Origin of the sequence: Ureibacillus sp. 179-F W5.1 NHS (genome assembly GCF_045369345.1) — a bacterium.
Classification (GTDB): Bacteria; Bacillota; Bacilli; order Bacillales_A; family Planococcaceae; genus Ureibacillus; species Ureibacillus halotolerans.
In genome coordinates, this window is the sequence record NZ_JBIQFG010000015.1 from 36,688 (window position 1) to 61,897 (window position 25,210).

Here is a 25,210-nt window from a genome sequence, read left to right on the forward strand (position 1 = left end):
TATGTCAAATAATATAAAAATCGTTTCATTAAATGAACAAAAAATTATGAAACATACAATCATTTTAACGGTTATTCTAAGTATTTTATTTGTAGTTTTAAATTATGTAATACATAAAGACTTTTCTCCGAGCATACTAGGTTTTATCCTTGGAGTAGTAATCTATCTTGTCGTTTCTCTACTTTTAGTTGTCATCAATGAAATTCTAAATCTATTAGGCTATCGATATCGTTGTAAAGTTGCACCTGAGTCATTATCTTTATCGATTCATCCTGAGAAAGGATTAGTTTATTCGAAAACAACAGAAAAAATTAAAAATGCCCAGTACCAGTCGATATTTCTAACTTCCTTCTCTTTTACTGGGATTATTCCATTGGCTATTGGATTTGCAATTGGGAGCTATCCACTATTACTTGCCAGTGCTTCTTTTATAGCAGGAGGATTAGCTAATTTTGTTGGTATTTATAAATTACGACATTTCCCAGATGATGCATTAGTAAAAGATGAACCTGATCAATTTAGTGTTTATGTTTATTTAGAAGACGAAAAACAGGAGTCCTAATTTGGACTCCTGTTTTCTATTGAAACTCTAATGTGATTATACGTTAAAACGGAATAGCATAACATCGCCATCTTGTACGACGTAATCTTTACCTTCTAAACGTACTTTTCCAGCTTCTTTTGCCGCTGCCATTGAACCAGCTGCCACTAAATCCTCGTAAGCTACTGTTTCCGCACGAATAAATCCGCGCTCAAAGTCTGAATGGATGATACCTGCACATTGTGGAGCTTTCATTCCTTTACGGAAAGTCCATGCACGTACTTCTTGCACTCCTGCAGTAAAGTATGTTGCTAACCCTAATAAATCATAGGAAGCACGAATTAATTGATCTAAACCAGACTCTTCAATTCCTAATTCTTCTAGGAACATTGCCTTTTCTTCATCATCCAACTCTGAAATTTCTTCTTCGATCTTAGCACAAATGGTAATAACTTGCGCCCCTTCAGCGTTTGCAAACTCACGTACTTGTTGCACGTATTGGTTATTTGCTGCATCTGCTACTTCATCTTCTGATACATTGGCTACATAAAGCATTGGTTTAATCGTTAAAAGGTGAAGTCCTTTTATAATTTTTAATTCATCGTCCGTTAAATCAACAGAACGTGCTGGTTTTTCCTTTTCTAACGCTTCTTTAATTTTAGTTAAAACGGGTTCTTCAATTAAAGCTTCCTTATCTTTTTGCTTCGCCATTTTACTAACCCGTTGTAGACGTTTTTCTACCGATTCCATATCAGCTAAAATTAATTCTAAATTAATGACTTCAATGTCATCAATCGGATTTACTGATCCAGAAACGTGTGTAATATTTTCATCTTCAAAACAACGGACAACTTGGCAAATTGCATCTACTTCACGGATGTGGGATAAAAACTTATTTCCTAACCCTTCTCCTTTGGATGCTCCTTTTACAATTCCTGCAATGTCCGTAAATTCAAATGCAGTCGGAACGGTTTTTTTCGGTTCTACTAGCTCCGTTAATTTATCTAAACGGGCATCAGGCACTTCTACTACTCCTACGTTTGGATCGATAGTTGCGAATGGATAGTTTGCTGCTAAAGCACCCGCTTTTGTAATTGCGTTAAATAATGTAGATTTCCCTACGTTCGGTAAACCTACGATACCAGCTGTTAAAGACATTCGGTTGACACGACCTTTCTTATATCAATTATTTCAATTTACTGTTCTTCGTTTTTGAAACCAAAGTTTATTATATGGATAAGTAGTGAAAAAGTCTATTTCGCTAAAAATTACTCTTCACTTGCTTTCTCTAATATTTTTTTCATTTTCTTGCTAAAGTCACGGCGAGGAATCATTACACTATGGCCACAACCTTGGCATTTGATTCGTATATCTGCCCCCATACGAATGACTTTCCATGCATTTGTTCCGCATGGATGTTGCTTCTTCATTTCTACAATATCATGCAGTCCAAATTCTTTTGTCTCCATTATTCCTCATCTCCTTCTGACGACTCTTTATACCAACGATCATAAAGCATCATTTTCGGATATGCCATTGGAATTCCATTTTTCTCTAAAATTTCTTTTACATCCCGGCGAATGACACGGGCAATTGTATAGTGTTGTAAAGGCTTAGTTTCTGCAATAATACGAATCGTCACTTCCGTACCTACCACATTTTGAACACCTAAAAATGATGGAACATCCACTAATTCTTCAAATTTTGAAGGCAACGTTTCTAAATAAGCTGTTAATAATTTTTCTACTTTCTCTATATCTGCATCTATAGCAACTTGCATATCAATAATCGCTTTCGAATTATTTACAGAGTAGTTAACAACATCTAAAATTTGACCGTTAGGGATGATAAATAGCTCACCCGTAATACCTAAAATTTTCGTTGTTCTTAACCCTATCTCGGTTACTGTACCTTCTGAATTGTTTAATCGGATATAATCTCCTACACCAAACTGATCTTCAAGAATAATGAAGAACCCTGTAATAACATCCTTTACTAAACTTTGAGCGCCAAAACCAATGGCTAAGCCTGCAATCCCTGCCCCAGCCAGTAACCCCCCAATATTAATGTTAACTGCTGATAAAATTGCTATCATTGCCGAGAAATACACTAAATAAGACAATGTACTATGCAATAATTTTATAATCGTTTGTTGACGTCTTTCAGTCTGGTTAATCGGTGTTTTCAGTTTTAAAGTAAAAATACGCGTTATAATTTTTTTTCCTATAAAAATGACTATATAAGATATTACAAGAATCATGACAATTTTTATAGAGGCACTTACTATAAAATCCCACAATTCATCACTTGTAAAATAATCCCAAGTTTTTTCCGCCATTTTAGCTAATCCTTTTGCTTCTTTTTCAATTGCATCTGCAGCCATTTTTCCACTCCTTGTATAACTAACTAAAAATTTGAATATACTTCAATACAATATAGGAAAATTTCTACCATTAAGGTAAATGATTATTAATTCAAAAGAAAGCGAGAATTGCTTATGCAAAAAATGCTAAATGATCCGTTAAAATCATTCGTCCATCATGAACAAACTGGTGCACTATGGCAATTAAGTGACTTATTTTTAAATTATATCCCATTCGATCAAGAACAAATAATTTTTTGTTGTATCGGTACAGACCGGTCAACTGGGGATGCTTTAGGTCCATTAACTGGTAGTTTTCTATCCAGTTTTCATTCATTTCCCTTTGAAGTCATTGGCACCTTGGAAAATCCGTTACATGCAATCAATTTAGCATCAACAATGGAAGAAATAAAACAAAAACCCTCAACACCATTCATTGTGGCAATTGATGCTTGTTTAGGTAACGAACAAAACATTGGCCATATTATCGTCCATGAAGGGCCGTTATTTCCGGGGAAAGCAGTAAAGAAAGAATTACCTCCAATTGGAGACATCTCGATTAAAGGGATCGTTAATGTTGGAGGATTTATGGAAATGCTCGTTTTACAAAATACTCGATTAAATACTACGTATGCAATGAGCAATAAAATTGCACGTGCAATATTGCTTGCATATCAGCGTCATCTATTGAAAAAGAAACATGATCGTAACGACCAAGCCGACTATAACGATTCCCGGCAGCAAATTGGCTACTCGAACCTTCGTTAGACCAGCTATATTTAATCCGATTGCCATAATCATTACACCGCCAGTTGCTGTCATTTCTTGAATAAACAGGTTTAACGCTGCTTCTGGTATATACTCACTTATAAATTTCGCAAAAAATGTAATGATACCTTCATAAAAAAGGACAGGGATTGCAGAGATTAATACCCCTATCCCTAGGGTAGAAGATAATACAATTGCAGTAAAGCCATCAATAATCCCTTTCGTTATAAGGACCGAATGATCATTTCTTATCCCACTATCTAATGCACCTAATATACCCATTGATCCAATGATAAAAATCAACGTAGCATTTACAAATCCTTCGGCAATCCCTTTTTCTGATGATTTATTGCCGATTTTATTTTCCATCCATTTTCCTAAATGGAATAGCTTTTTATCTAAATCAATCCATTCTCCGATGACGGCACCAATGACAAGACTAATAATCACGATGATAAAATTACTCGTTTTAAATCCCATTTGGATTCCTAATAACGTAACCGCTAAGCCTATACCCATTAAAACAGTGCTTTTCATATTATCAGAAATGTTTTTAAAAAATCGGCCGATAATTGAGCCGACTACTATTAATAGTACATTGATGAATGTCCCTAGAAGTACCATTGACTAACCTCTTCTCAGAAAAAAGAGCGCCGGAAATTTGGCGCTCACAACTTTTCCTATTCCTGTTCTAGTTGTAAAATTTCTAAAATACGCTCTAAATCATCTTCAGAATAAAATTCAATTTCGATTTTCCCTTTATTCTTTGATTTTCTAATTTGTACATTCGTTCCAAAATATTCTCGTAACTGAGTTTCCGTTGCTTGAACGAAAATATCCTTTTTCTTAGGCTTTTCTGTTTCACGTGAAACTTCTTCATTAAGTTGTTTAATATAAACTTCTAATTGACGTACATTTAAAGCTTGTTTAATAACTTTGTTTGCCACTTCAGGAATTCTTCTTTTATTTTTTAAACCGAGTAATGTCCGTCCGTGTCCCATTGATAATTGACCGTTATTTACTAACTCTCTTACCTCTTCTGGTAATTGCAATAAGCGTAAATGGTTCGTAATGTATGGTCGACTTTTCCCTAAACGTTTCGCAAGTTCTTCTTGAGTAAAGTTTAGTTTTTTAATTAAACTTTCGTATGCCTCAGCCTCTTCAATAGGTGTTAAGTCTTCCCGTTGAAGATTTTCTAAAATGGCTAGTTCCATCATTTGTTCTTCCGTAAGGTCTTTTACGATGGCTGGAATTTCCTCTAAGTTAGCTAATTTCGCAGCACGGAAGCGTCTTTCACCGACAACAATTTCATATTTTTTTCCCTTTTTCCGAACAACAATCGGTTGAATTATCCCATGTTCACTAATCGATTGAGCTAATTCTTCAATAGCTTCATCATCAAATAGTTTACGAGGTTGAAAAGGGTTAACGACAAGTTTCTGTAATGCGATCTTTTCAATTTGCTCTTCGTTTGGTTGTAAATGTTCTAATGTTTCAGTAGGAAATAACGCACCAATTCCTTTTCCTAATCCTCTAGCCATTTTTAATCACTTCCCTTGCTAACTCTAAATAGACTTCAGCACCTCTTGATTTTGAATCGTAATTAATAATCGGTTCTCCATGGCTTGGTGCCTCACTTAAACGAACGTTTCGGGGAATAATTGTTTTATACACTTTATCTTGGAAGTATTTCTTTACTTCTTCGATAACTTGTATACCTAAATTTGTACGAGCATCTAACATCGTTAAAAGAACACCATCAATATATAACTGTTGATTTAAATGTTTTTGAACGAGACGTACTGTTGATAGTAATTGACTCAACCCTTCTAGGGCGTAATATTCACATTGAACCGGAATAATAACGGCATCAGATGCGGTTAAAGCATTAATTGTCAACAAACCTAATGAAGGTGGACAATCGATAATAATATAATCGTATTGCTCTTTTACATTTTGTAAGGCATGTTTTAATCTTACCTCACGAGAAATAGTTGAAACGAGTTCAATTTCAGCCCCTGCAAGGGAAATAGTTGCTGGAACGACATATAAATTTTCAACTTTTGATTGTTGGACGACGTTAACGACTTCTTCATCATCGATTAATACATCATAGATACAGCTTTGAATTTCACCTTTATTTATACCAACTCCACTTGTAGCATTACCTTGTGGATCAATGTCTATTAAAAGTACCTTTTTCCCTAAATAAGCAAGACAAGCGCTCAAATTTACAGATGTTGTAGTTTTTCCTACACCACCCTTTTGGTTCGTAATGGCAATAATTCTTCCCAAGCCTTTTGCACCTGCTTTCATCAATCAATTTATTAAAAAATCAACTACACTTAAGCGTCCTCAAACGCATGAAATTAAAATAAGATAAATAGGTATTTCTATTTTATCAAATTTATATAATAGATGTATGACATTCTAAAAACATATTGTATAAATTTTATAGAAAAAGGGGCATCTCAAAAATGAGATACCTCCTTTAATGTTAAATATGAAGTAATGACATATCACTATAACCTAAATTGGGAAGCCAAAAATGATCTATTGAAATACTTGAAACTTATTTTTTCTTTGGTATTTTCACAGTAATTTGGTAGTACTCTTCTGTATCTTCCTCTTCCGTTTTCACATTAATACCACTTTTCGTTACCATCGAAAGAGATTGTTTAATCGTATTTAAGGCAATTCGAATATCTTTACTTATCGCTTTTCGTTTCGGTTTTTCTTTTTTTACTTCTTCTTTTGGTTGACTAAGTTGCTGAATATATTCTTCTAATTGGCGTACATTCCAATCATTTTCTTTTATCAAAGTAACTAATTCAGATTGCAATTCTTCTTCTTTAATGGAGATCATAGCCCGGGCATGTCTTTCCGTTATCTCTCTCTTTAAAATTGCTTCTTGTACAAATTGGGGTAGTTTTAATAAACGTAATTTATTAGCGACCGTTGATTGACCTTTCCCTAAACGTTGAGCAAGTGCTTCTTGAGTTAGTGAATGAAGTTCGAGCAATTGCTGATAAGCTAATGCTTCTTCAATTGCTGTTAGTTCTTCTCGTTGAAGATTCTCAATTAAAGCAATAGAAGCGGTTTCTTTATCACTTAAATTACGAACAATTGCAGGTACTTCAGTCCAATTTAGTTTTTTCATTGCTCGGTAACGACGTTCACCCGCAATAATTTCATAGCGATCGTCTTCATAACTTCGTACAACGATCGGTTGAATTACACCGTGGGTATGGATTGTTCTTGATAATTCTTCAATTTTTTCTTCATCAAAAACCGTACGAGGTTGGAACCGATTTGGAATAATCTTATCAATTGGGATTTTTACTACTTCTTCTGCAGCCTTATTCTTATCATCTTGTGCTACTACTTGTTCTACTTCATTTTTTTCTTCAGAAACAGTTTTTTCGCCGCCTCCGAAAAAACGTGAAAAAGGACTTTTCATTCAATAGGCACCACCTTTTAGAAACTATCTTGCTCGATACTCATTATAAATATTATTTATTATTATTTATAAAATGTACAGAGTCTGATAGATGTAAAAATCTATTAAATTAACATAAATATAAAATATGTATGCTTCAAGATGCAAAATTATATCTAAAAATTTGTGACAAATAAAAGTTTTCTAATAAAAGAAAGAAAAAAACACATACAAAATCTATTATTATCCATAAAGACTAAATGTTTCATGTGGAACATTTGTTAAATTAATAGAAACACAACTCTTTTATTCTACTAAAAATTTTCATACTTATAAAATTAAATTGCCTATTAGCCGCTTATACATAACTTCCAATAGATCGCGGCTAATAAAACAAATTTTTTATACGATTGGTGTTTTATTTGGAACGCCCGGTTTACGAGGGTATTTTTTAGGTGTCTGCTTCACTTTATCAAACACATATAAAGTCCGTTCACTCTCTTCAATCGGTAAAGTATAGGCAAATTCTTCTTTTAAAGATCCACCCAATGTAGTAATTGCCTTTTTCGCATCTTTCAGCTCTTCAGGTCCTGCCGCAGCCTTTAATGCAACAAAATAACCTCCCTGTTTAACAAGCGGGAAGCAAAGTTCGGATAATACAGCTAGTCTCGCTACAGCACGAGCTGTTATGACCTCAAACTTTTCACGGTATGATGCATTTTGTCCAAATTCTTCAGCACGAGCATGCACGAACTCCACATGATCTAATTGTAATTGTTCACTTAAATGATTTAAAAATGTAATACGTTTATTTAAAGAATCAACAATTGTTACATGTAAATGAGGGAAACATATTTTGATTGGTAAGCTTGGAAAGCCCGCACCTGCACCTACATCACAAACAGATTGTACTTTCGTAAAATCAAAGTAAAAACTTGCACTAATGGAATCATAGAAATGCTTTAAATAGACGCCTTCAACATCTGTGATTGCCGTTAAATTCATTTTTTCATTCCACTCAACGAGTAGTTCAAAATATTTATTAAACTGAGCGATTTGTTGATCACTAAGTTCAATCCCCTTATTTTTTAATGCTTCAATAAATTGTTGTTCGTTCATATGGATCTCCTTTATTTGAGAATGGATGCTTATTTACAAAAGAAGGAGCGTCCGAGAAAAGTTGGTACTCGAACGCTCATTGAACAATTATTCGTTACTTACTCGCGCAATCTTCCCTTGTTCAATATAAACAAGCAAAATTGAAATATCTGCAGGATTAACACCTGAAATACGAGAAGCTTGTGCAATTGATAATGGACGTACTTCTTTTAATTTTTCCCGTGCTTCTGTAGCTAAACTAGAAATATCATCATAATCAATATCTTCTGGTATTTTTTTACCTTCCATTTTATGGAGTTTTTCAACTTGATTTAACGCTTTTTGAATATATCCTTCATATTTCAATTGAACTTCAATTTGTTCTTTTACTTCTTCACTTAATTCAAGACCAGATGGAGTTAATGAAGCGACTAAATCGTATGTCATTTCAGTTCGTTTCACTAAATCCGAAGCCCGAATCCCATCTTTTAATTCTGTTCCACCAACAGAGCGGATGACAGCTTGTGTTGTTTCATTTGGTTTAATAATAACTTCACGAAGGCGAGCAATCTCTGTTTCGATTTGTTCTTTTTTCTTCGTAAATTTCGCAAAACGTTCTTCTGAAATTAAGCCTAATTTATATCCAAGTTCAGTTAAACGTAAATCCGCATTATCATGACGAAGTAATAAACGATATTCTGCTCGAGATGTTAATAAACGATACGGTTCATTTGTTCCTTTTGTTACTAAATCATCAATTAAAACACCGATGTAAGCATCTGAACGTTTTAAAATAACTTCTTCTTTTCCTAAAACTTTAGCAGCGGCATTAATACCTGCCATTAACCCTTGACCAGCAGCTTCTTCATATCCACTAGTACCGTTAATTTGACCAGCTGTATAAAGATTTTTAATGCGTTTTGTTTCTAATGTTGGCCATAATTGCGTTGGTACAATCGCATCGTATTCAATTGCATAACCAGCACGCATCATTTCTGCTTTTTCTAACCCAGGAATTGTTTGTAACATTTTCCGTTGAATATGTTCTGGTAAACTTGTTGACAAACCTTGTACGTAAACTTCTTGAGTATCACGGCCCTCTGGTTCTAAAAAGAGTTGATGACGCGGTTTATCGTTAAAGCGAACAATTTTCGTTTCAATTGATGGGCAATAACGTGGTCCTGTACCTGTAATCGCACCAGTATACATTGGTGCTTTGTCAAGGTTATCATTAATAATTTGATGTGTTTCAGGACTTGTATACGTTAACCAACAAGGAATTTGATCCATGATGAATTCAGTTGTTTCAAAACTAAATGCACGTGGCACATCATCCCCAGGTTGAATTTCGGTTTTACTATAATCAATCGTTTTACTGTCTACACGTGGTGGTGTACCCGTTTTAAAACGAACCATTTCAAAGCCAAGGTCGCGCAAATTATCCGCTAATTTTATAGATGGTTGTTGATTGTTTGGCCCACTTGAATATTTTAAGTCCCCAATAATAATTTCACCGCGCAAATACGTACCTGTTGTGACAATAACTGCTTTTGCTCGGTAAATTCCACCTGTCTGTGTAATGACACCGCGAACGACACCATCTTCAACGATTAATTCATCAACAATTGATTGATGAATTGTTAAATTTTCTTCTTCCTCTAATAAACGTTTCATTTCACGTTGGTAAAGAACTTTATCTGCTTGTGCACGTAAAGCACGAACTGCAGGTCCTTTCCCAGTATTTAGCATACGCATTTGGATATGAGTTTTATCAATTACTTTCCCCATCACACCGCCTAATGCGTCTATTTCACGCACAACGATTCCTTTTGCTGGTCCACCAACAGATGGATTACATGGCATAAAGGCAATCATGTCTAAATTAATTGTCACCATGAGTGTTTTCGCACCCATTTTTGCTGCAGCATATGCTGATTCTACACCAGCATGACCTGCACCGATGACAATGACATCATATTGCCCAGCTTCATATGTTGTTGTCATGCCGTCTCTCCCTTTCTTATTTTAAATTTATTTTCCTAAACAGAATTGTGAGAATAGCTGATTAATCAAGCTTTCTTGCACTGTGTCACCGACTATTTCCCCTAATAGTTCCCATGTTTTCGTTACATCAATTTGAATCATGTCAACTGGAACACCGGTATGGGCTGCATCGATTGCATCTTCGATAGTTGATTTTGCTTGATGAAGTAAAGCAATATGGCGCGCATTGGAAACATAAGTTAAATCATTTGCTTCCACTTGCCCTTCAAAGAAAGTCTTGGCAATTGCTTCTTCTAGCTCAATGATTCCTTGTTCTTGTAAAATGGACGTTGTCACAACAGGACGACCGTTGGACAATGCCTTTACTTTTTCCAAATCAATTTGTTGCGGTAAATCTGTTTTATTAACAACGACAATAAAGTCCATATTTTGAATGGTTTCAAACAGACGTTCATCTTCTTCAGATAATGGTTCCGCCGAATTTAAAACAAGTAAAATTAAATCTGCTTCCTTTAATACTTGTCGAGATTTTTCTACCCCTATTCTTTCGACGATATCTTCCGTTTCACGAATCCCTGCAGTATCAACTAGACGCAAAGGTACGCCGCGCACATTGACATACTCTTCTATAATATCACGAGTTGTACCTGCAACATCAGTAACAATTGCTTTATTCTCGTGAATTAAACTATTTAATAATGAAGATTTCCCTACATTAGGTCTACCGAGAATAACCGTAGAAAGCCCTTCACGTAATATTTTCCCCTGAGAAGAAGTTTGTAATAACTTAGCGATTTCATCCCTTACCCATGTACATTTTTCTAAAAGTACTGGAATGGTCATCTCTTCTACATCATCATACTCAGGATAATCTATATTAACCTCTACATGAGCTAATGTCTCAATTAATGCTTGACGTAATTGGCCAATTAATCTTGAAAGTTTACCTTCCATTTGTCCTAAAGCTACATTCATCGCACGATCTGTTTTCGCTCGGATTAAATCCATAACGGCCTCAGCCTGAGATAAATCAATACGTCCATTTAAGAAGGCACGTTTTGTAAATTCACCCGGTTCCGCTAATCTTGCCCCATTTTGTAAAACGAGCTGCAACACACGATTTACCGAAACAATTCCACCATGACAGTTAATTTCAACTACATCCTCACGGGTAAAGGTTTTTGGTGCCCGCATTAACGAAATCATGACTTCTTCTACTACTTCTTCACTTTTTGGTTCAATTAAATAACCATAATGAATCGTATGGGATTTTTCTTCTATTAATTTTTTGCCACTCGGTGACTTGAAAATTTTATCTGCTATTTTAACTGCTTCATCCCCACTTAAACGGACAATAGCAATGGCTCCTTCGCCCATTGGTGTGGATATCGCGGTAATCGTATCATACTCCATTTTAAAATCCTCCTACTAAATCAATTACACTTTTGTGTAATTGATGACCTCACCAAAACGTCATAAGATGAATACTTTTATCTTGTGACAACTATACGAAGTTATCCACATGTGAATAACTGTTACGAACTTCATTTACTAACAATTTAGAGTAACATATTTTATTGAATTACGAAAGTAAAGCAAATTTTCCACATGTGGATAAAAAAGATCGTCATTTATTTAAGCATATAAAAAGGAAATAAAAAACGACCTTTTAAAGGCCGTTTTTGTTATTCTAATATGTTTTCATTACTTAACTGGTTCTATTACTAAATGACGATTCGGTTCAGTACCTTCAGAATATGTTTCAATATCAATTCGATTCGCTAATGCATTATGAATGACTTTTCTTTCATAGGAAGGCATCGGCTCTAAAGAAACCTTTTTTCCTGTGCGGATTGCCTTATCAGCCATTCGCTCAGCTAATTGCTCTAAAGCAATTTGACGTCGTTCGCGGTAATTTTCCACATCAAGTTTTACCATTAAGAAAGATTTTGTACTTTTATTTACTACTAATTGGGTTAATTGTTGTAATGCATTTAATGTAGCACCACGTTTTCCAATTAAAAGTGCCGCCTTTTCACTTTCTAATTTAAATAAAATGTTTTTACCTTGAACTTTTCCATCGATCGATAAATCATCAATACCCATTTCAATCGCTATATTTTGTATATATTCTTTCGCAATATCAATTGGGCTTTCTTTTTCACTTTCTACTTCTAATAGCTCTTCTGTTCCAACCGATTGATCCTGCTCCTGTTGTATAACTTCTACTGGAGATTGGGCTTCAACAATTGGTTCTGAATATACTTCATTAACAGTCACACGAACTTCAGCTTTCCGTGCACCAAAACCTAAAAATCCTTTTTTACCTTCTTGTAAAACCTCAACTTCTACTTGATCACGAGTAGTATTAAGTTGTTGTAACGCTAATGAGATCGCTTCTTCTACTGTTGCGCCTAATTGCGTAATTTGTTTCACTTTTTCGCCCCTCCTGTTGTAGCAGGTTCTATTTTCTTTCTATTCCAAGGCTTATAAATAACAAGGTTTTGAATTACTGAGATGATGTTTCCGACAACCCAATATAATGATAATGCAGCTGGTAATACAGCACCAAATATCATAATCATAACTGGCATAATATACATCAACACTTTCATTTGAGGGTTGTCCATAGCAGGTCCAGTCATCAATACGACAAATTGGATTAAACCAGCTAAAATCGCTAATACAATACTTGGATCTGCGAGCGGGAAAATAAGAAATGTCCCTAAATCAAAGGCTGGTGTTGCATTCATACGACTAATTGCATGATAGAAACCAATCAAAATAGGCATTTGAATTAACATTGGTAAACATCCTGCCGCAGGATTCACGCCAGAATTTTGCATTAATGCCATCATTTCTTGCTGATACTTTTGTTGAGTAACAGCATCTTTTGAAGCATACTTCCTTTGTAATTCTTTCATTTTTGGTTGGATTTCTTGCATTTTTTTCGAGCTTTTTACTTGTTTAATCGTTAATGGAAGGATGACTAATCGGATTATTATTGTAACAGCAATAATCCCAAGAGCATACGTACCTAATAAATCTGCGAAATACTTAATAACTGATACTAATGGCCAAACGATAAATTCATTCCAAAAGCCTTCGCTTTCAGATGAAATTGGCTGATCAAATTCTGTACAACCAGAAAGCAACAATGCTACTGAAACTAGCGACAGAATCATCCAATGACTTTTCTTCAACCTTCTTCCTCCTAGAATACTATTCAACTTTTTAGCTATTTTACCACGTGTAGCCGCTTACACTCTACAAATTGTTTTAATTCCCTCTATAAATATTGACAATAATTATTTAGTTTTGAAAATTTTATTAATATTTTAAGAGACATTTGTAGAGTTACTTATTTCTTCTTTAATACTTTTGCAATTTTTAGCACATGTTCAATACTCTTTTTTGTTTCATGAAAATCTAATGTGGCCGCCGGGTTTCTGGCGATAATAACATAATCCATATCTTGTCTTATTTCATCTTTTAATTCTAAAAATACTTGTCGAATATATCGTTTAATTTGAACTCTCGTTACAGCTTTCCCAACTTTTTTTCCAACGGATAAACCAATACGAAATTCTGTTTGATCCTCATTCGGCAAACAATAAACAACGAATTGACGATTGGCAAAGGACTTTCCCTTTTTAAATACTTTTTGAAAGTCTTCATTTTTTTTAATTCGCTGGCGCTTTTTCATTTCTTCACCTACTATCGTGATTACTTTCTTTTATTCTTTATTAAAATGAAGAAAAAAAAAGCCACTGAATAGGCTCAGTGGACTTATGCTGATAATACTTTTCTTCCTTTACGACGACGAGCAGCTAATACTTTACGTCCGTTTTTTGTGCTCATACGTGCGCGGAATCCGTGTACTTTACTATGTTTACGTTTTTTTGGTTGATATGTGCGTTTCATTATATATTACACCTCCAAATGAAAGTTTAAGTTTCTATCCTACATACAGACCATAACATTATATATATAAAAGAATTAGATTGTCAATTAAATATTTGACCGACTAGCCTTTAGCAGTTTCTTCTCTAAATAAAAATATCCACAACGAGAGATGATTATTATAAACACTCGTTGTGGATATTTTTTTATTTTAAAATTTTATCCACAATACTTATCGACAAGTTTTTCACAAATTCTATGCTTGTGGATAATACGATGGTGAATAAAATTTAACTGTGTGGATAAGTTTCACCAGCTATTGAAATGACAATCTTTTTTTGTTACGATAAATGTGTTTTCTTTTGTGGACATTTAATTTGGGAAATATTTTATCCACAGATGTTAATAACTTGTGGACAAACTTTAACACAGCTTTTGGATAATAGTTATCCACATGCTGTGATTATGTGTTTAATAGATTTTCTATTATCATATATAAATCTAGTTTATTTATTTGAAATGGAAAATATACATGAAAAGGAGTTAAAAGCTTGGAACATTTAGAAGAATTATGGATGAATGTCCTGGCTCAAGTTGAACAAAAAATTTCAAAACCAAGCTTTGAGACGTGGCTTAAATCGACGAAATTACTTTCTTATAAAGGAAGCAATGTAACTATTGCCGCCCCTAACTCATTTACTCGTGATTGGCTTGAAAATCATTACCTTCATCTAATCGCGGGTATTTTATCTGAACTTACAGGTAAAGACTTGCTAATTAAATTTGTTGTTCAAAAGGATCAGGACGATTATGACAGCCTTGATTTACCTGCTCCGGTAATACAGGCAAATAATAACGATGACCATTCTGAAATGACACCAGGAATGCTCAATCCAAAATATACATTTGATACATTCGTTATTGGCTCGGGGAATCGGTTTGCCCACGCAGCATCTTTAGCCGTTGCAGAAGCACCTGCAAAGGCCTATAACCCGTTCTTTATTTATGGAGGAGTAGGATTAGGCAAAACCCATTTAATGCATGCCATTGGCCACTATGTATTGGAACATAATCCAAATGCGAAGGTCGTTTATTTATCATCAGAAAAATTTACAAATGAATTTATTAACTCGATTCGTGATAACAAAGCAGTAGATTTCCGAAACAAATACCGTAATGTCGATGTATTACTGATTGACGATATTCAATTTTTAGCTGGGAAAGAATCCACTCAAGAAGAGTTTTTCCACACATTCAACACGTTGCATACAGAATCTAAGCAAATTGTTATTTCTAGTGATCGACCGCCAAAAGAAATTCCAACATTAGAAGATCGTCTTCGTTCACGTTTTGAATGGGGGCTTATTACGGATATTACACCGCCAGATTTGGAAACACGTATTGCGATTCTTCGTAAAAAGGCGAAAGCAGACGGACTAGATATACCAAATGAAGTAATGCATTATATTGCAAATCAAATTGATACAAATATTCGGGAGCTGGAAGGTGCACTTATTCGAGTAGTTGCATATTCTTCTTTAGTTAATAAAGATATTTCAACAGAGCTTGCTGCCGAAGCATTGAAAGATATTATTCCAAATTCAAAGCCACGTATGATTTCTATTTTAGATATTCAAACTGCTGTTGGAGAGCACTTCCATATTAAATTAGAGGACTTCTCAGCAAAGAGACGTACAAAATCTATCGCCTTTCCAAGACAGATTGCTATGTATTTATCTCGTGAGTTAACCGATTTTTCTTTGCCAAAAATAGGAGAGGAATTTGGAGGACGGGATCATACAACCGTCATTCATGCTCACGAAAAAATTGCATCTTTATTAAAAGAAGATCAACAACTTCAGCAAGATATTAAACAAATTCGTAGTATGTTAGGGAAATAATAATGTGGATAACATGATGAAGTTCTCACAACTTTATTCACAATTTATTAACATGTGGATAATTTGATTTCATGCATGTTTGAATGAGTTATACACAAATCCACAGGGCCTATTACTATATCTATTAATATCTTTTAAAAATAATATAATTAATTAAGAGAGGGTCTAATGATGAAATTTGATATAATGCGAGATCATTTACTAGATGGATTAAATGACGTAATGAAAGCCGTAAGTTCCAAAACGACAATTCCGATTTTAACGGGGATTAAATTGGATGTAACAAACGAAGGGTTAACATTAACGGGTAGTGATGCAGATATAACTATCCAAACATTTATTCCGATTGAAGAAAACGGAGATCAATTAATCAATGTGACTGAAACAGGCTCCATTGTTTTACAAGCAAGAATGTTTAATGAGATTGTTCGAAAATTACCAACAAATGATGTTGAAATCGAAGTATCTAACGGTTTACAAACTCATATTCGTTCTGGGAAATCTGAATTCCATCTTATCGGATTAGACGCTTCAGAGTATCCATTATTACCTGAAGTTTCAACTGATAGACAATTTTCAATACCGGCTGATTTATTAAAATCTATTATTCGAGAAACAGTTTTTGCAGTAGCAGCATCTGAAAGCCGTCCTGTATTAACAGGGGTGAATTGGCAAATTCATGGTAATGAATTAATTTGTATTGCAACAGATAGTCACCGTTTAGCTAGAAGAAAAACAATATTAGAAAATTTACCTACAGATGTAAACTCTGTCGTTATACCAGGTAAAAGCTTAAATGAACTAAATAAAATTTTAGGAGATTCGACAAATCCTGTTCAAATCGTTATTACAAACCAACAAGTTTTATTTAAAACAGAAAATGTTTTATTCTTCTCTCGTCTATTAGAAGGGAATTACCCAGAAACATCCCGTTTAATACCAGAAGAATTTAAAACAAACATTACAATTAACGGGAAATCCTTATTACAAGCAATCGATCGTGCTTCTTTATTAGCTCGAGAAGATCGTAATAATGTTGTACGTTTTGAAACATTCGACGGAAATATTGTTGAAATTTCATCTAACTCTCCTGAAATCGGAAAAGTAGAAGAGCAAATTCCTGTGGAAACATTAGAAGGGGAAAATTTAAAAATTTCCTTCAGTGCAAAATATATGATGGAAGCGTTAAAAGCAATTGATGGACAAGATGTAGTCATTCAATTTACAGGTGCAATGAGACCATTTACATTACGTTCTATACATGATGATGCAATTTTACAATTGATCTTACCAGTAAGAACTTATTAATCAAACATTATGGATAAATGAGATAGTCATTCGTGGCTATCTTTTTTATTTCTTTCGGTTACAAAAATTTCCTGACAACGCCCTTATCCTACTTTCCTTGGATTTTTTCCTTAATTTTAGGTATGATATAAGGATAGATGTACGTAATCGGAGGATGAATTTAATTTGGATGAAATTATAATTGATACAGAATTTATAACCCTTGGTCAAGCTTTAAAAGTTACAGATGCAATTAGCTCTGGTGGCATGTCTAAATGGTTCCTTCAAGAAAATGATGTATTTGTTAACGGTGAAATCGACAAAAGACGTGGCCGTAAACTACGACATGGCGATGTCATTAATATTCCTGGCTGTGGTAGATTTGTCATCGTCAATAAGAACGGAGAAAATTAAATGTTCATCGAGCATTTACAGCTTACAAATTATCGTAACTATGAATCATTAACATTAGATTTTTCACCCAAAATTAATGTGTTTATTGGGGAGAACGCTCAAGGTAAAACAAATGTAATGGAATCTATCTATGTTTTAGCCATGGCAAAATCCCATCGAACAAGTAATGATAAAGAATTAATCCGTTGGCAAGCAGACTATGGTAAAATAGATGGTGTTGTCCAAAATCGTTACGGTAGTTTTCCAATGGAATTGTCTGTTACGAAAAAAGGCAAAAAGGGCAAAATAAACCATTTAGAACAAACGAAGTTAAGCAATTATATTGGTCAAATGAACGTGGTGATGTTTGCTCCTGAAGATTTAAACGTCGTAAAAGGTAGCCCGCAAATAAGAAGGCGGTTTATCGACATGGAAATAGGTCAAATATCGCCAGTGTATTTACATGAATTGCTTACATTTCAGAAATTATTAAAACAGCGCAATCATTTGCTGAAAATAAATCAAGGGAAACAGCAAATCGATGACGTTTTATTTGCTATTTATACTGAGCAATATATTCAGTCAGCTGTCCAAATTATTCGTAAAAGACTTCAATTTATACAACTTTTACAAGATTGGGCTGAAAAAATCCATTCTGGCATCTCACGTGGTCTTGAAAAGTTAACGATTCAATATCGAGCTACTTCTGGACTTAATCCAGAATGGAATGATGATGAAATGGCTACATACTTGGAAAAGAAGTTAGCAGAAGTAAGAAAGCGTGAGCTTGAAAGAGGGATTACATTAGTTGGTCCACATCGAGATGATTTACAGTTTTTGGTAAATGATTATGATGTTCAAACTTATGGATCACAAGGTCAACAACGTACAACAGCCTTATCTTTGAAACTAGCTGAAATAGAATTAATTAAGCAAGAGACGAAAGAGGCACCTATTTTACTTTTAGATGACGTATTGTCCGAATTAGATGATTATCGCCAATCACATTTATTAAACACCATTCAAGGTGAAGTGCAAACGTTTGTCACGACAACAAGTGTTGATGGGATTCATCATGAAACAATACAACATGCGAAAATGTTTCACGTGAAACAAGGTGTAATAGAAACTCAATAAATAAACAAATTAATTTAATTTTTTAATCTAAGCGAATTGTACTGTAGCCTTAAATTTTATGGCATTGGGAATAACAGTTAAAAAATTCGCTTAAGTTTTCATTTAGAAAGTTTTAGAAATTTTGATAAAGCTTTTTAATTTTGACACATACTGAGGTAATGAAAGAGTAGGTGAACATGGTGGCTTTAGAAGAGAAACAAGTTCAACAAGCTTATGATGCGGATCAAATTCAAGTTTTAGAAGGGTTAGAAGCTGTTCGTAAGCGTCCAGGGATGTATATTGGCTCCACAAGCTCTAAAGGGCTTCACCATTTAGTTTGGGAAATCGTGGATAACAGTATTGACGAAGCATTAGCAGGTTATTGTACAGAAATTACGGTTGCAATTGAAAAAGACAACTGGATTCGTGTAGAAGATAATGGTCGTGGTATACCAGTCAATATTCAAGAAAAAATGGGAATGCCAGCAGTTGAAGTTATTATGACAGTTCTACATGCTGGTGGTAAATTCGGCGGTGGCGGATATAAAGTATCAGGTGGTCTTCACGGTGTAGGTGCATCTGTAGTGAATGCTTTATCTGTTGCAACGGAAGTATATGTAAAACGTGATGGTCATATTCATTCCATCAAATTCGAACGAGGTAAAACTGTTCAACCAGTAAAAATTATTGGTGATACTGAGGAGACAGGTACAACAACTCGTTTTAAAGCGGATCCAGAAATTTTCAAAGAAACAACTGTTTACGAATATGATATTTTAGCAACTCGTATACGAGAACTTGCTTATTTAAACCGTGGTATTCGCATTACTATTGTGGATGAACGAGAAGAAGAAAAGCGCATAAACACATATCACTTTGAAGGTGGTATTCGTGAGTATGTAGAGCATTTAAATAAAACAAAAGAACCGATTCATGACCCAATTGATATCATGGGTGAAAAAGATGGTATTTCGGTTGAAATTGCAATGCAGTATAATGCTGGATTCTCTTCTAACATTTATTCATTTGCTAACAATATTAATACTTATGAGGGCGGTACTCATGAATCAGGTTTTAAAACAGCCCTTACACGAGTAATTAATGACTATGCACGTAAAGGAAATTTATTAAAAGATACTGAAGGAAATTTAACTGGTGAGGATGTAAGGGAAGGATTGACGGCAATTATATCTGTCAAACACCCTGATCCACAATTTGAAGGACAAACGAAAACAAAATTAGGAAATTCAGAAGTAAGTTCCATTACAAACTCTTTATTTTCTGATGGTTTCGAACGTTTCATGTTAGAAAATCCTTCTGTAGCACGAAAAATCGTAGAAAAAGGATTAATGGCTGCTCGTGCCCGTGTTGCAGCGAAAAAAGCACGTGAATTTACACGCCGTAAATCTGCTTTAGAAGTATCCAGCCTTCCAGGAAAACTTGCAGACTGTTCTTCTACTAATCCTGCTGAGTCAGAAATTTATATTGTAGAAGGTGATTCCGCAGGCGGTTCTGCTAAATCAGGTCGTGATCGTTACTTCCAAGCGATCTTACCGTTGCGCGGAAAGATTTTAAACGTTGAAAAGGCAAATATTAATCGAATTTTGTCGAATGCTGAAATTCGTGCGATGATTACAGCGTTTGGTACAGGTATTGGAGAAGAATTTGATTTAGAAAAAGCACGTTATCATAAAATCGTTATTATGACAGATGCCGATGTTGATGGTGCTCATATTCGTATTCTTTTATTAACATTCTTCTTCCGCTTTATGCGTCCGCTAATTGAAGCTGGTTATGTATATGCGGCTCAACCACCTTTATATCAAGTGAAACAAGGTAAACATGTTGAGTATTGTTATTCAGATGAAGAACTACAAGCGATATTAGAACGCTTACCAAGCATGCCGAAACCAGTCGTCCAACGTTATAAAGGTCTAGGTGAAATGAATGCTGAACAACTTTGGGATACAACGATGGATCCAGAGCATCGCACGCTTCTTCAAGTTGAATTAGATGATGCAATGAAAGCAGATCAAATCTTCCAAGAATTAATGGGGGATGAAGTCGAGCCTCGTCGAAAATTCATTGAAGATAATGCGGTATATGTACAAAACTTAGACATTTAACTTGGTTCTGAAGGGAGGTCTTTCATATGTCTGAAAATCAACATGAAGGTGTAAAAGGAATAAAAATAAGTGAAGAAGTACAAACATCGTTTTTAAACTATGCAATGAGCGTTATCGTATCACGGGCATTACCAGATGTACGTGATGGTTTAAAACCGGTACACCGTCGTATTCTATATGGAATGCATGAGCTAGGAAATACGTCAGATAAACCATATAAAAAATCTGCTCGTATTGTTGGAGACGTAATGGGGAAATACCATCCTCATGGTGACTCATCAATTTATGACGCCATGGTACGTATGGCGCAAGATTTTAGTTATCGATATATGTTAGTAGATGGTCATGGTAACTTTGGTTCTGTCGATGGCGACGGAGCTGCGGCGATGCGTTATACAGAATCTCGTATGTCCAAAATAACGATGGAAATGTTACGAGATATTAATAAAGATACGATTGATTATCAAGCAAACTATGATGGAAATGAAAAAGAGCCTATCGTATTACCAGCTCGTATTCCAAACCTTTTATTAAACGGTGCCTCTGGTATTGCGGTAGGGATGGCAACAAACATTCCACCCCATCAATTAGGGGAAACAATCGATGCGGTTATCGCTTTATCTGAAAATCCAGCGATTACAACAGAAGAGTTAATGGAAATTATCCCAGGTCCTGATTTTCCAACTGGTGGTTTAATACTAGGACGAAGTGGTATTCGCCGAGCATACGAAACAGGTCGTGGTTCCATTACTGTCCGTGCTAAAGCAGAAATTGAAACGAAATCGAATGGTAAAGAAACAATTATCGTTCATGAAATACCATACCAAGTTAATAAGGCAAGATTAATTGAGAAAATTGCTGAATTAGTACGGGATAAAAAGATTGATGGCATTACGAATTTACGAGATGAATCCGATCGACGTGGTATGCGTATTGTTATTGAAGTTCGTAAAGATGCAAATGCTAACGTTATCCTTAATAATTTATATAAACAAACTGCTATGCAGTCTAACTTTGGCGTTAACATGCTAGCATTAGTTAATGGTCAACCGAAAGTTTTAAGTTTAAAAGAAGTGCTGTTCCATTACTTAGAACATCAAAAAGTTGTGATTACACGCCGTACGCAGTTTGAATTAAGAAAAGCTGAAGATCGTGCACATATTTTAGAAGGTTTAAGAATCGCCCTAGATCATATTGATGAAATTATTAGTATTATTCGTTCTTCTCGATCTGGTGATGAAGCTAAACCGGTATTAATGGAACGTTTTAATTTAACTGAACGTCAAGCGCAAGCAATTTTAGATATGCGTTTAGTACGTTTAAGTGGTTTAGAACGGGAAAAAATTGAAAATGAATATCAAGAACTTCAAGTATTAATTGCTGAGTTAAAAGCAATTTTAGCCGATGAAAGTAAAGTAATTGATATTATTCGAACAGAATTGACAGAAATTAAAGAACGATATAATGATAATCGCCGTACAGAAATTACTGCTGGTGGACTTGAAATGATCGAAGATGAGGATTTAATTCCTCGTGAAGATTCTGTTATTACATTAACGCATAATGGCTACATAAAGCGACTTGCTTCTAATACGTACCGAAGCCAAAAACGTGGTGGTCGTGGTGTGCAAGGAATGGGTACCCATGAAGATGATTTCGTTGAACATTTATTGTTCACTTCAACCCACGACACAATTCTATTCTTTACGTCAAAAGGGAAAGTATACCGTGCCAAAGGATATGAAATCCCTGAATTTGGTCGAACAGCAAAAGGTTTACCAATTGTAAATTTGTTACCTTTAGAGAAAGAAGAAAAAGTAACAGCCATGATTCATGTTAATGAATTTAAGGAAGATGCTTACTTTATTTTTACAACTAAAACAGGTATTACAAAACGTACGCAACTATCACAATTTGCTAATATTCGTACAAGTGGATTAATCGCAATTCATTTACATGATGATGATGATTTAATTTCAGTTCGATTAACCGACGGAACGAAGGATGTTATTATCGGAACCCATGATGGTATGTTAATCCGTTTCAAAGAAGAAGAAATTCGTTCGATGGGACGTACAGCATCAGGTGTACGTGGTATAAAACTTCGTGAAGGCGATTATGTAGTAGGGATGGAAATAGTTGAACCAGGCCAAGAAATTTTAGTTGTTACTGAAAAAGGTTATGGAAAACGTACTCCTGAATCAGAATATCGTCTACAAAGCCGTGGTGGTGTAGGTCTTAAAACAATCCAAATTACGGAGAAAAATGGTCCGATGTGTGCTGTTAAAACAGTAGACGGATCAGAAGATATTATGTTAATTACGATTAACGGAATTTTAATCCGTATGGATGTTAATGATATTTCCATCATTGGACGAAGTACTCAAGGTGTTCGTTTAATTCGTCTAAGTGAAGATGAGTTAGTTGCAACAGTAGCCCGTGTAAAGAAAGATGAAGAAACCGAAGAAGATATAGCAGATGAAGATAATACAACTGCTGAATTAAACAATGATTCAGTAATAGATTCTTCTGAGACAGATTCTGAAACAGAAGAATAAAATGAACAAACTGATTCAAAGGTTCAAATGAACTTTTGAATCAGTTTTTTATTTGTTTAATGATGAAATACCTAAAAAAGTATATAGAATTTAAAATCTTCTTTCTTTTAATAGTTATCCTAGTTGCTAAAAGAGAAATAAATAGTCTTTTTATGTATTCTGAATGCACTCTATCATAGATTTTCAGTTTAAATTCGATTATTAAGGGATATATATAAATTTTGAACTTAAAATATAGTATAATATATCTAAAAAAAAACGATATAACTATTTCTTTAGATACACAAACTGCAATTTCAAACTATCAAAGGAGGTTTTTAGGTTGGAGGCTACATATGTCAATACAAATGAACTTCTAATAGGAAAAGTAGTAGCGGAGGATATATTTGCTAATACCCAATTTCCAATCATTTATAAAAATACAATCATTACTCAAGAACATTTACACATTTTAACCGCCTTTCAAATTGCTAATATACCAGTCCTAGTTGATGATAATGCAAAACAATCTATTGAATCGAATGCGAATGGTAATTTGGAAGTGCAGCAAGTTAAGATTTCGTTTGAAACGAAATTTCAACTTGCTGTTGCTGATTATAAGAAGTTATTCCTTGGCTGGGAAGCTGGTTCAAAAATTGATATAACAAAGGTTAGAGGCATTATTTTACCTTTAGTAGAAGAGTTCTTAACAGACCGTTCAATTCTTTTTAAGTTAAATAACATCTCAAACACTAAAGAATATTTATATAACCATTGTATTGCAACCGGATTAATAGCTGCTTTAATTACCCATAAACTTGGTTACAACCAAGGATATGTATTTCAAATGGCTATTGCAGGAACTTTAGCGGACAGCGGGATGGCTAAAGTTCCTTACCGAATAAGAGAAAAAAAAGGCTCTTTAAACGAGACAGAGTTTTTTGAAATACGGAAACACCCTCTTTATAGTTTTCAAATGGTTAAGAGCTTACCAGCCATAAAAGAAGAAATGAAGTTAGCAATTTATCAGCATCATGAACGTTTAGATGGTAGTGGTTATGTGGATGGAGTTAAATTAGGGAAAATTTCTTTATTTTCACAAGCTATTGCCATCGCTGATACATTTCATGCAATGACGAGCGATCGGGTATACTGTCCAAAAGAATCTCCATTTAAAGTAATTGAGATGATAAAGCAATCTGAATTTGGTAAGTTTGATATTAAAGTAGTTCAAACGCTTACGGATTTAGTAGCTAGACTCCCAATAGGTACTCAAGTTGAAGTATCCAATTTAGGGTATGGTGAAATTATCTTTAATAATCATCTTGCTCCTACACGCCCGTTAATAAAATTAATAAATAGTGGGGAAATGATTGATCTCTCTAAACAAAGAGATTTATATATTTCTCAAGTTATGTTTAACTAGAGGAGATTTTTCTCCTCTTTTTAGGAGAATTAATTAACAATACATGTGGTTGTACTATGAATAGAACAATAGGTTTTAACGAAACGAGGTAACAGATTTCATTTTTAAAAAAATTTTGAGGAAAGTGTTGACTTCGTATTAAAACCTTGTTATTATAAATAAGTCGCCAAGAGGTGACGGATTAAATGAACCTTGAAAACTGAACAACAAAACGTTAATGAAATATAGTTTCAACTTAACAGTTGAAACAAAATTTTGGACATCATTATGATGCCAGTGTAAATTTAGAGCTTTATCAAATTTTCTTTT

At 34.5% G+C, this 25,210-nt stretch carries 23 protein-coding genes; 9 read left to right on the top strand and 14 right to left on the bottom strand.

The window, feature by feature from the left end:
- Position 1 precedes the first annotated feature (1 nt).
- On the top strand, positions 2-562 hold the full coding sequence (locus tag ACH0B5_RS09030; RefSeq protein ID WP_122972058.1) for a metalloprotease family protein: 561 nt from the start codon (positions 2-4) through the stop codon (positions 560-562).
- 36 nt (positions 563-598) lie between these two features.
- On the opposite strand, the gene ychF is transcribed toward ACH0B5_RS09030, so the two are convergent.
- The 3 genes from ychF to ACH0B5_RS09045 form a co-directional block, all read right to left on the bottom strand.
- A complete protein-coding gene (gene ychF, locus ACH0B5_RS09035) occupies positions 599-1,699 on the bottom strand; it encodes a redox-regulated ATPase YchF (RefSeq protein WP_122972057.1) in 1,101 nt (366 codons plus the stop codon).
- Positions 1,700-1,809: 110 nt separating this feature from the next.
- Positions 1,810-2,010 carry a DUF951 domain-containing protein gene (locus ACH0B5_RS09040; RefSeq protein ID WP_122972056.1) on the bottom strand — a complete coding sequence of 67 codons (201 nt, stop codon included), beginning with the start codon at positions 2,008-2,010 and terminating at the stop codon, positions 1,810-1,812.
- Positions 2,010-2,924: a mechanosensitive ion channel family protein gene (locus ACH0B5_RS09045; RefSeq protein ID WP_406927744.1), complete on the bottom strand. Its 915-nt coding sequence runs from the start codon at positions 2,922-2,924 to the stop codon at positions 2,010-2,012. Before ACH0B5_RS09045 ends, ACH0B5_RS09040 begins: the two co-directional genes overlap by 1 nt.
- 114 nt (positions 2,925-3,038) lie before the next feature.
- On the opposite strand from ACH0B5_RS09045, the gene yyaC reads away from it, so the two are divergent.
- Positions 3,039-3,671, top strand: a complete 633-nt coding sequence (gene yyaC, locus ACH0B5_RS09050) for a spore protease YyaC (protein ID WP_122972054.1) — start codon at positions 3,039-3,041, stop codon at positions 3,669-3,671.
- Here yyaC and ACH0B5_RS09055 read toward each other — a convergent pair.
- The 11 genes from ACH0B5_RS09055 to rpmH form a co-directional block, all read right to left on the bottom strand.
- On the bottom strand, positions 3,588-4,295 hold the full coding sequence (locus tag ACH0B5_RS09055) for a DUF554 domain-containing protein (RefSeq protein ID WP_406927745.1): 708 nt from the start codon (positions 4,293-4,295) through the stop codon (positions 3,588-3,590). The genes yyaC and ACH0B5_RS09055 overlap by 84 nt on opposite strands.
- Positions 4,296-4,351: 56 nt before the next feature.
- Positions 4,352-5,212, bottom strand: coding sequence for a ParB/RepB/Spo0J family partition protein (locus ACH0B5_RS09060; RefSeq protein WP_122972052.1), 861 nt, complete (start codon positions 5,210-5,212; stop codon positions 4,352-4,354).
- Positions 5,205-5,966 (bottom strand): ParA family protein, encoded by a 762-nt coding sequence (locus ACH0B5_RS09065; RefSeq protein WP_406927746.1) that lies wholly within the window; start codon positions 5,964-5,966, stop codon positions 5,205-5,207. The genes ACH0B5_RS09060 and ACH0B5_RS09065 overlap by 8 nt, the downstream gene beginning before the upstream one ends.
- A 277-nt stretch (positions 5,967-6,243) precedes the next feature.
- Complete coding sequence (gene noc, locus ACH0B5_RS09070) at positions 6,244-7,131, bottom strand: nucleoid occlusion protein (protein ID WP_406927747.1); 888 nt, start codon at positions 7,129-7,131, stop codon at positions 6,244-6,246.
- Between the two features lie 381 nt (positions 7,132-7,512).
- Entirely contained in the window at positions 7,513-8,229 is a 717-nt protein-coding gene (gene rsmG, locus ACH0B5_RS09075) for a 16S rRNA (guanine(527)-N(7))-methyltransferase RsmG (protein ID WP_406927748.1), read from the bottom strand.
- 87 nt (positions 8,230-8,316) lie between these two features.
- Positions 8,317-10,212, bottom strand: a complete 1,896-nt coding sequence (mnmG, locus tag ACH0B5_RS09080) for a tRNA uridine-5-carboxymethylaminomethyl(34) synthesis enzyme MnmG (protein ID WP_122972049.1) — start codon at positions 10,210-10,212, stop codon at positions 8,317-8,319.
- A gap of 27 nt (positions 10,213-10,239) precedes the next feature.
- A complete protein-coding gene (gene mnmE / locus ACH0B5_RS09085) occupies positions 10,240-11,625 on the bottom strand; it encodes a tRNA uridine-5-carboxymethylaminomethyl(34) synthesis GTPase MnmE (RefSeq protein WP_122972048.1) in 1,386 nt (461 codons plus the stop codon).
- Between the two features lie 291 nt (positions 11,626-11,916).
- Entirely contained in the window at positions 11,917-12,648 is a 732-nt protein-coding gene (jag, locus tag ACH0B5_RS09090) for an RNA-binding cell elongation regulator Jag/EloR (protein WP_122972047.1), read from the bottom strand.
- The gene (gene yidC / locus ACH0B5_RS09095; protein ID WP_122972046.1) at positions 12,645-13,415 is read right to left on the bottom strand and encodes a membrane protein insertase YidC; all 771 of its coding nucleotides are present in this window, start codon (positions 13,413-13,415) and stop codon (positions 12,645-12,647) included. The genes jag and yidC overlap by 4 nt, the downstream gene beginning before the upstream one ends.
- A gap of 158 nt (positions 13,416-13,573) precedes the next feature.
- The gene (gene rnpA / locus ACH0B5_RS09100) at positions 13,574-13,918 is read right to left on the bottom strand and encodes a ribonuclease P protein component (RefSeq protein WP_122972045.1); all 345 of its coding nucleotides are present in this window, start codon (positions 13,916-13,918) and stop codon (positions 13,574-13,576) included.
- 83 nt (positions 13,919-14,001) lie between these two features.
- Positions 14,002-14,136, bottom strand: a complete 135-nt coding sequence (rpmH, locus tag ACH0B5_RS09105; protein WP_004233310.1) for a 50S ribosomal protein L34 — start codon at positions 14,134-14,136, stop codon at positions 14,002-14,004.
- A 530-nt stretch (positions 14,137-14,666) separates the two neighbouring features.
- On the opposite strand from rpmH, the gene dnaA reads away from it, so the two are divergent.
- From dnaA to ACH0B5_RS09140, 7 genes are all read left to right on the top strand, one after another.
- Complete coding sequence (gene dnaA / locus ACH0B5_RS09110; RefSeq protein ID WP_122972044.1) at positions 14,667-16,016, top strand: chromosomal replication initiator protein DnaA; 1,350 nt, start codon at positions 14,667-14,669, stop codon at positions 16,014-16,016.
- Positions 16,017-16,187: 171 nt separating this feature from the next.
- On the top strand, positions 16,188-17,324 hold the full coding sequence (gene dnaN, locus ACH0B5_RS09115; protein WP_122972043.1) for a DNA polymerase III subunit beta: 1,137 nt from the start codon (positions 16,188-16,190) through the stop codon (positions 17,322-17,324).
- A gap of 165 nt (positions 17,325-17,489) precedes the next feature.
- Entirely contained in the window at positions 17,490-17,717 is a 228-nt protein-coding gene (gene yaaA, locus ACH0B5_RS09120) for a S4 domain-containing protein YaaA (protein WP_122972042.1), read from the top strand.
- Positions 17,718-18,833, top strand: coding sequence for a DNA replication/repair protein RecF (gene recF / locus ACH0B5_RS09125; RefSeq protein ID WP_122972041.1), 1,116 nt, complete (start codon positions 17,718-17,720; stop codon positions 18,831-18,833).
- Positions 18,834-19,009: 176 nt separating this feature from the next.
- Entirely contained in the window at positions 19,010-20,938 is a 1,929-nt protein-coding gene (gene gyrB / locus ACH0B5_RS09130) for a DNA topoisomerase (ATP-hydrolyzing) subunit B (protein WP_174232677.1), read from the top strand.
- A 26-nt stretch (positions 20,939-20,964) separates the two neighbouring features.
- Entirely contained in the window at positions 20,965-23,496 is a 2,532-nt protein-coding gene (gene gyrA, locus ACH0B5_RS09135; protein ID WP_406927749.1) for a DNA gyrase subunit A, read from the top strand.
- Positions 23,497-23,818: 322 nt separating this feature from the next.
- On the top strand, positions 23,819-24,901 hold the full coding sequence (locus ACH0B5_RS09140; RefSeq protein WP_122972039.1) for an HD-GYP domain-containing protein: 1,083 nt from the start codon (positions 23,819-23,821) through the stop codon (positions 24,899-24,901).
- The last annotated feature ends 309 nt before the right edge of the window (positions 24,902-25,210 follow it).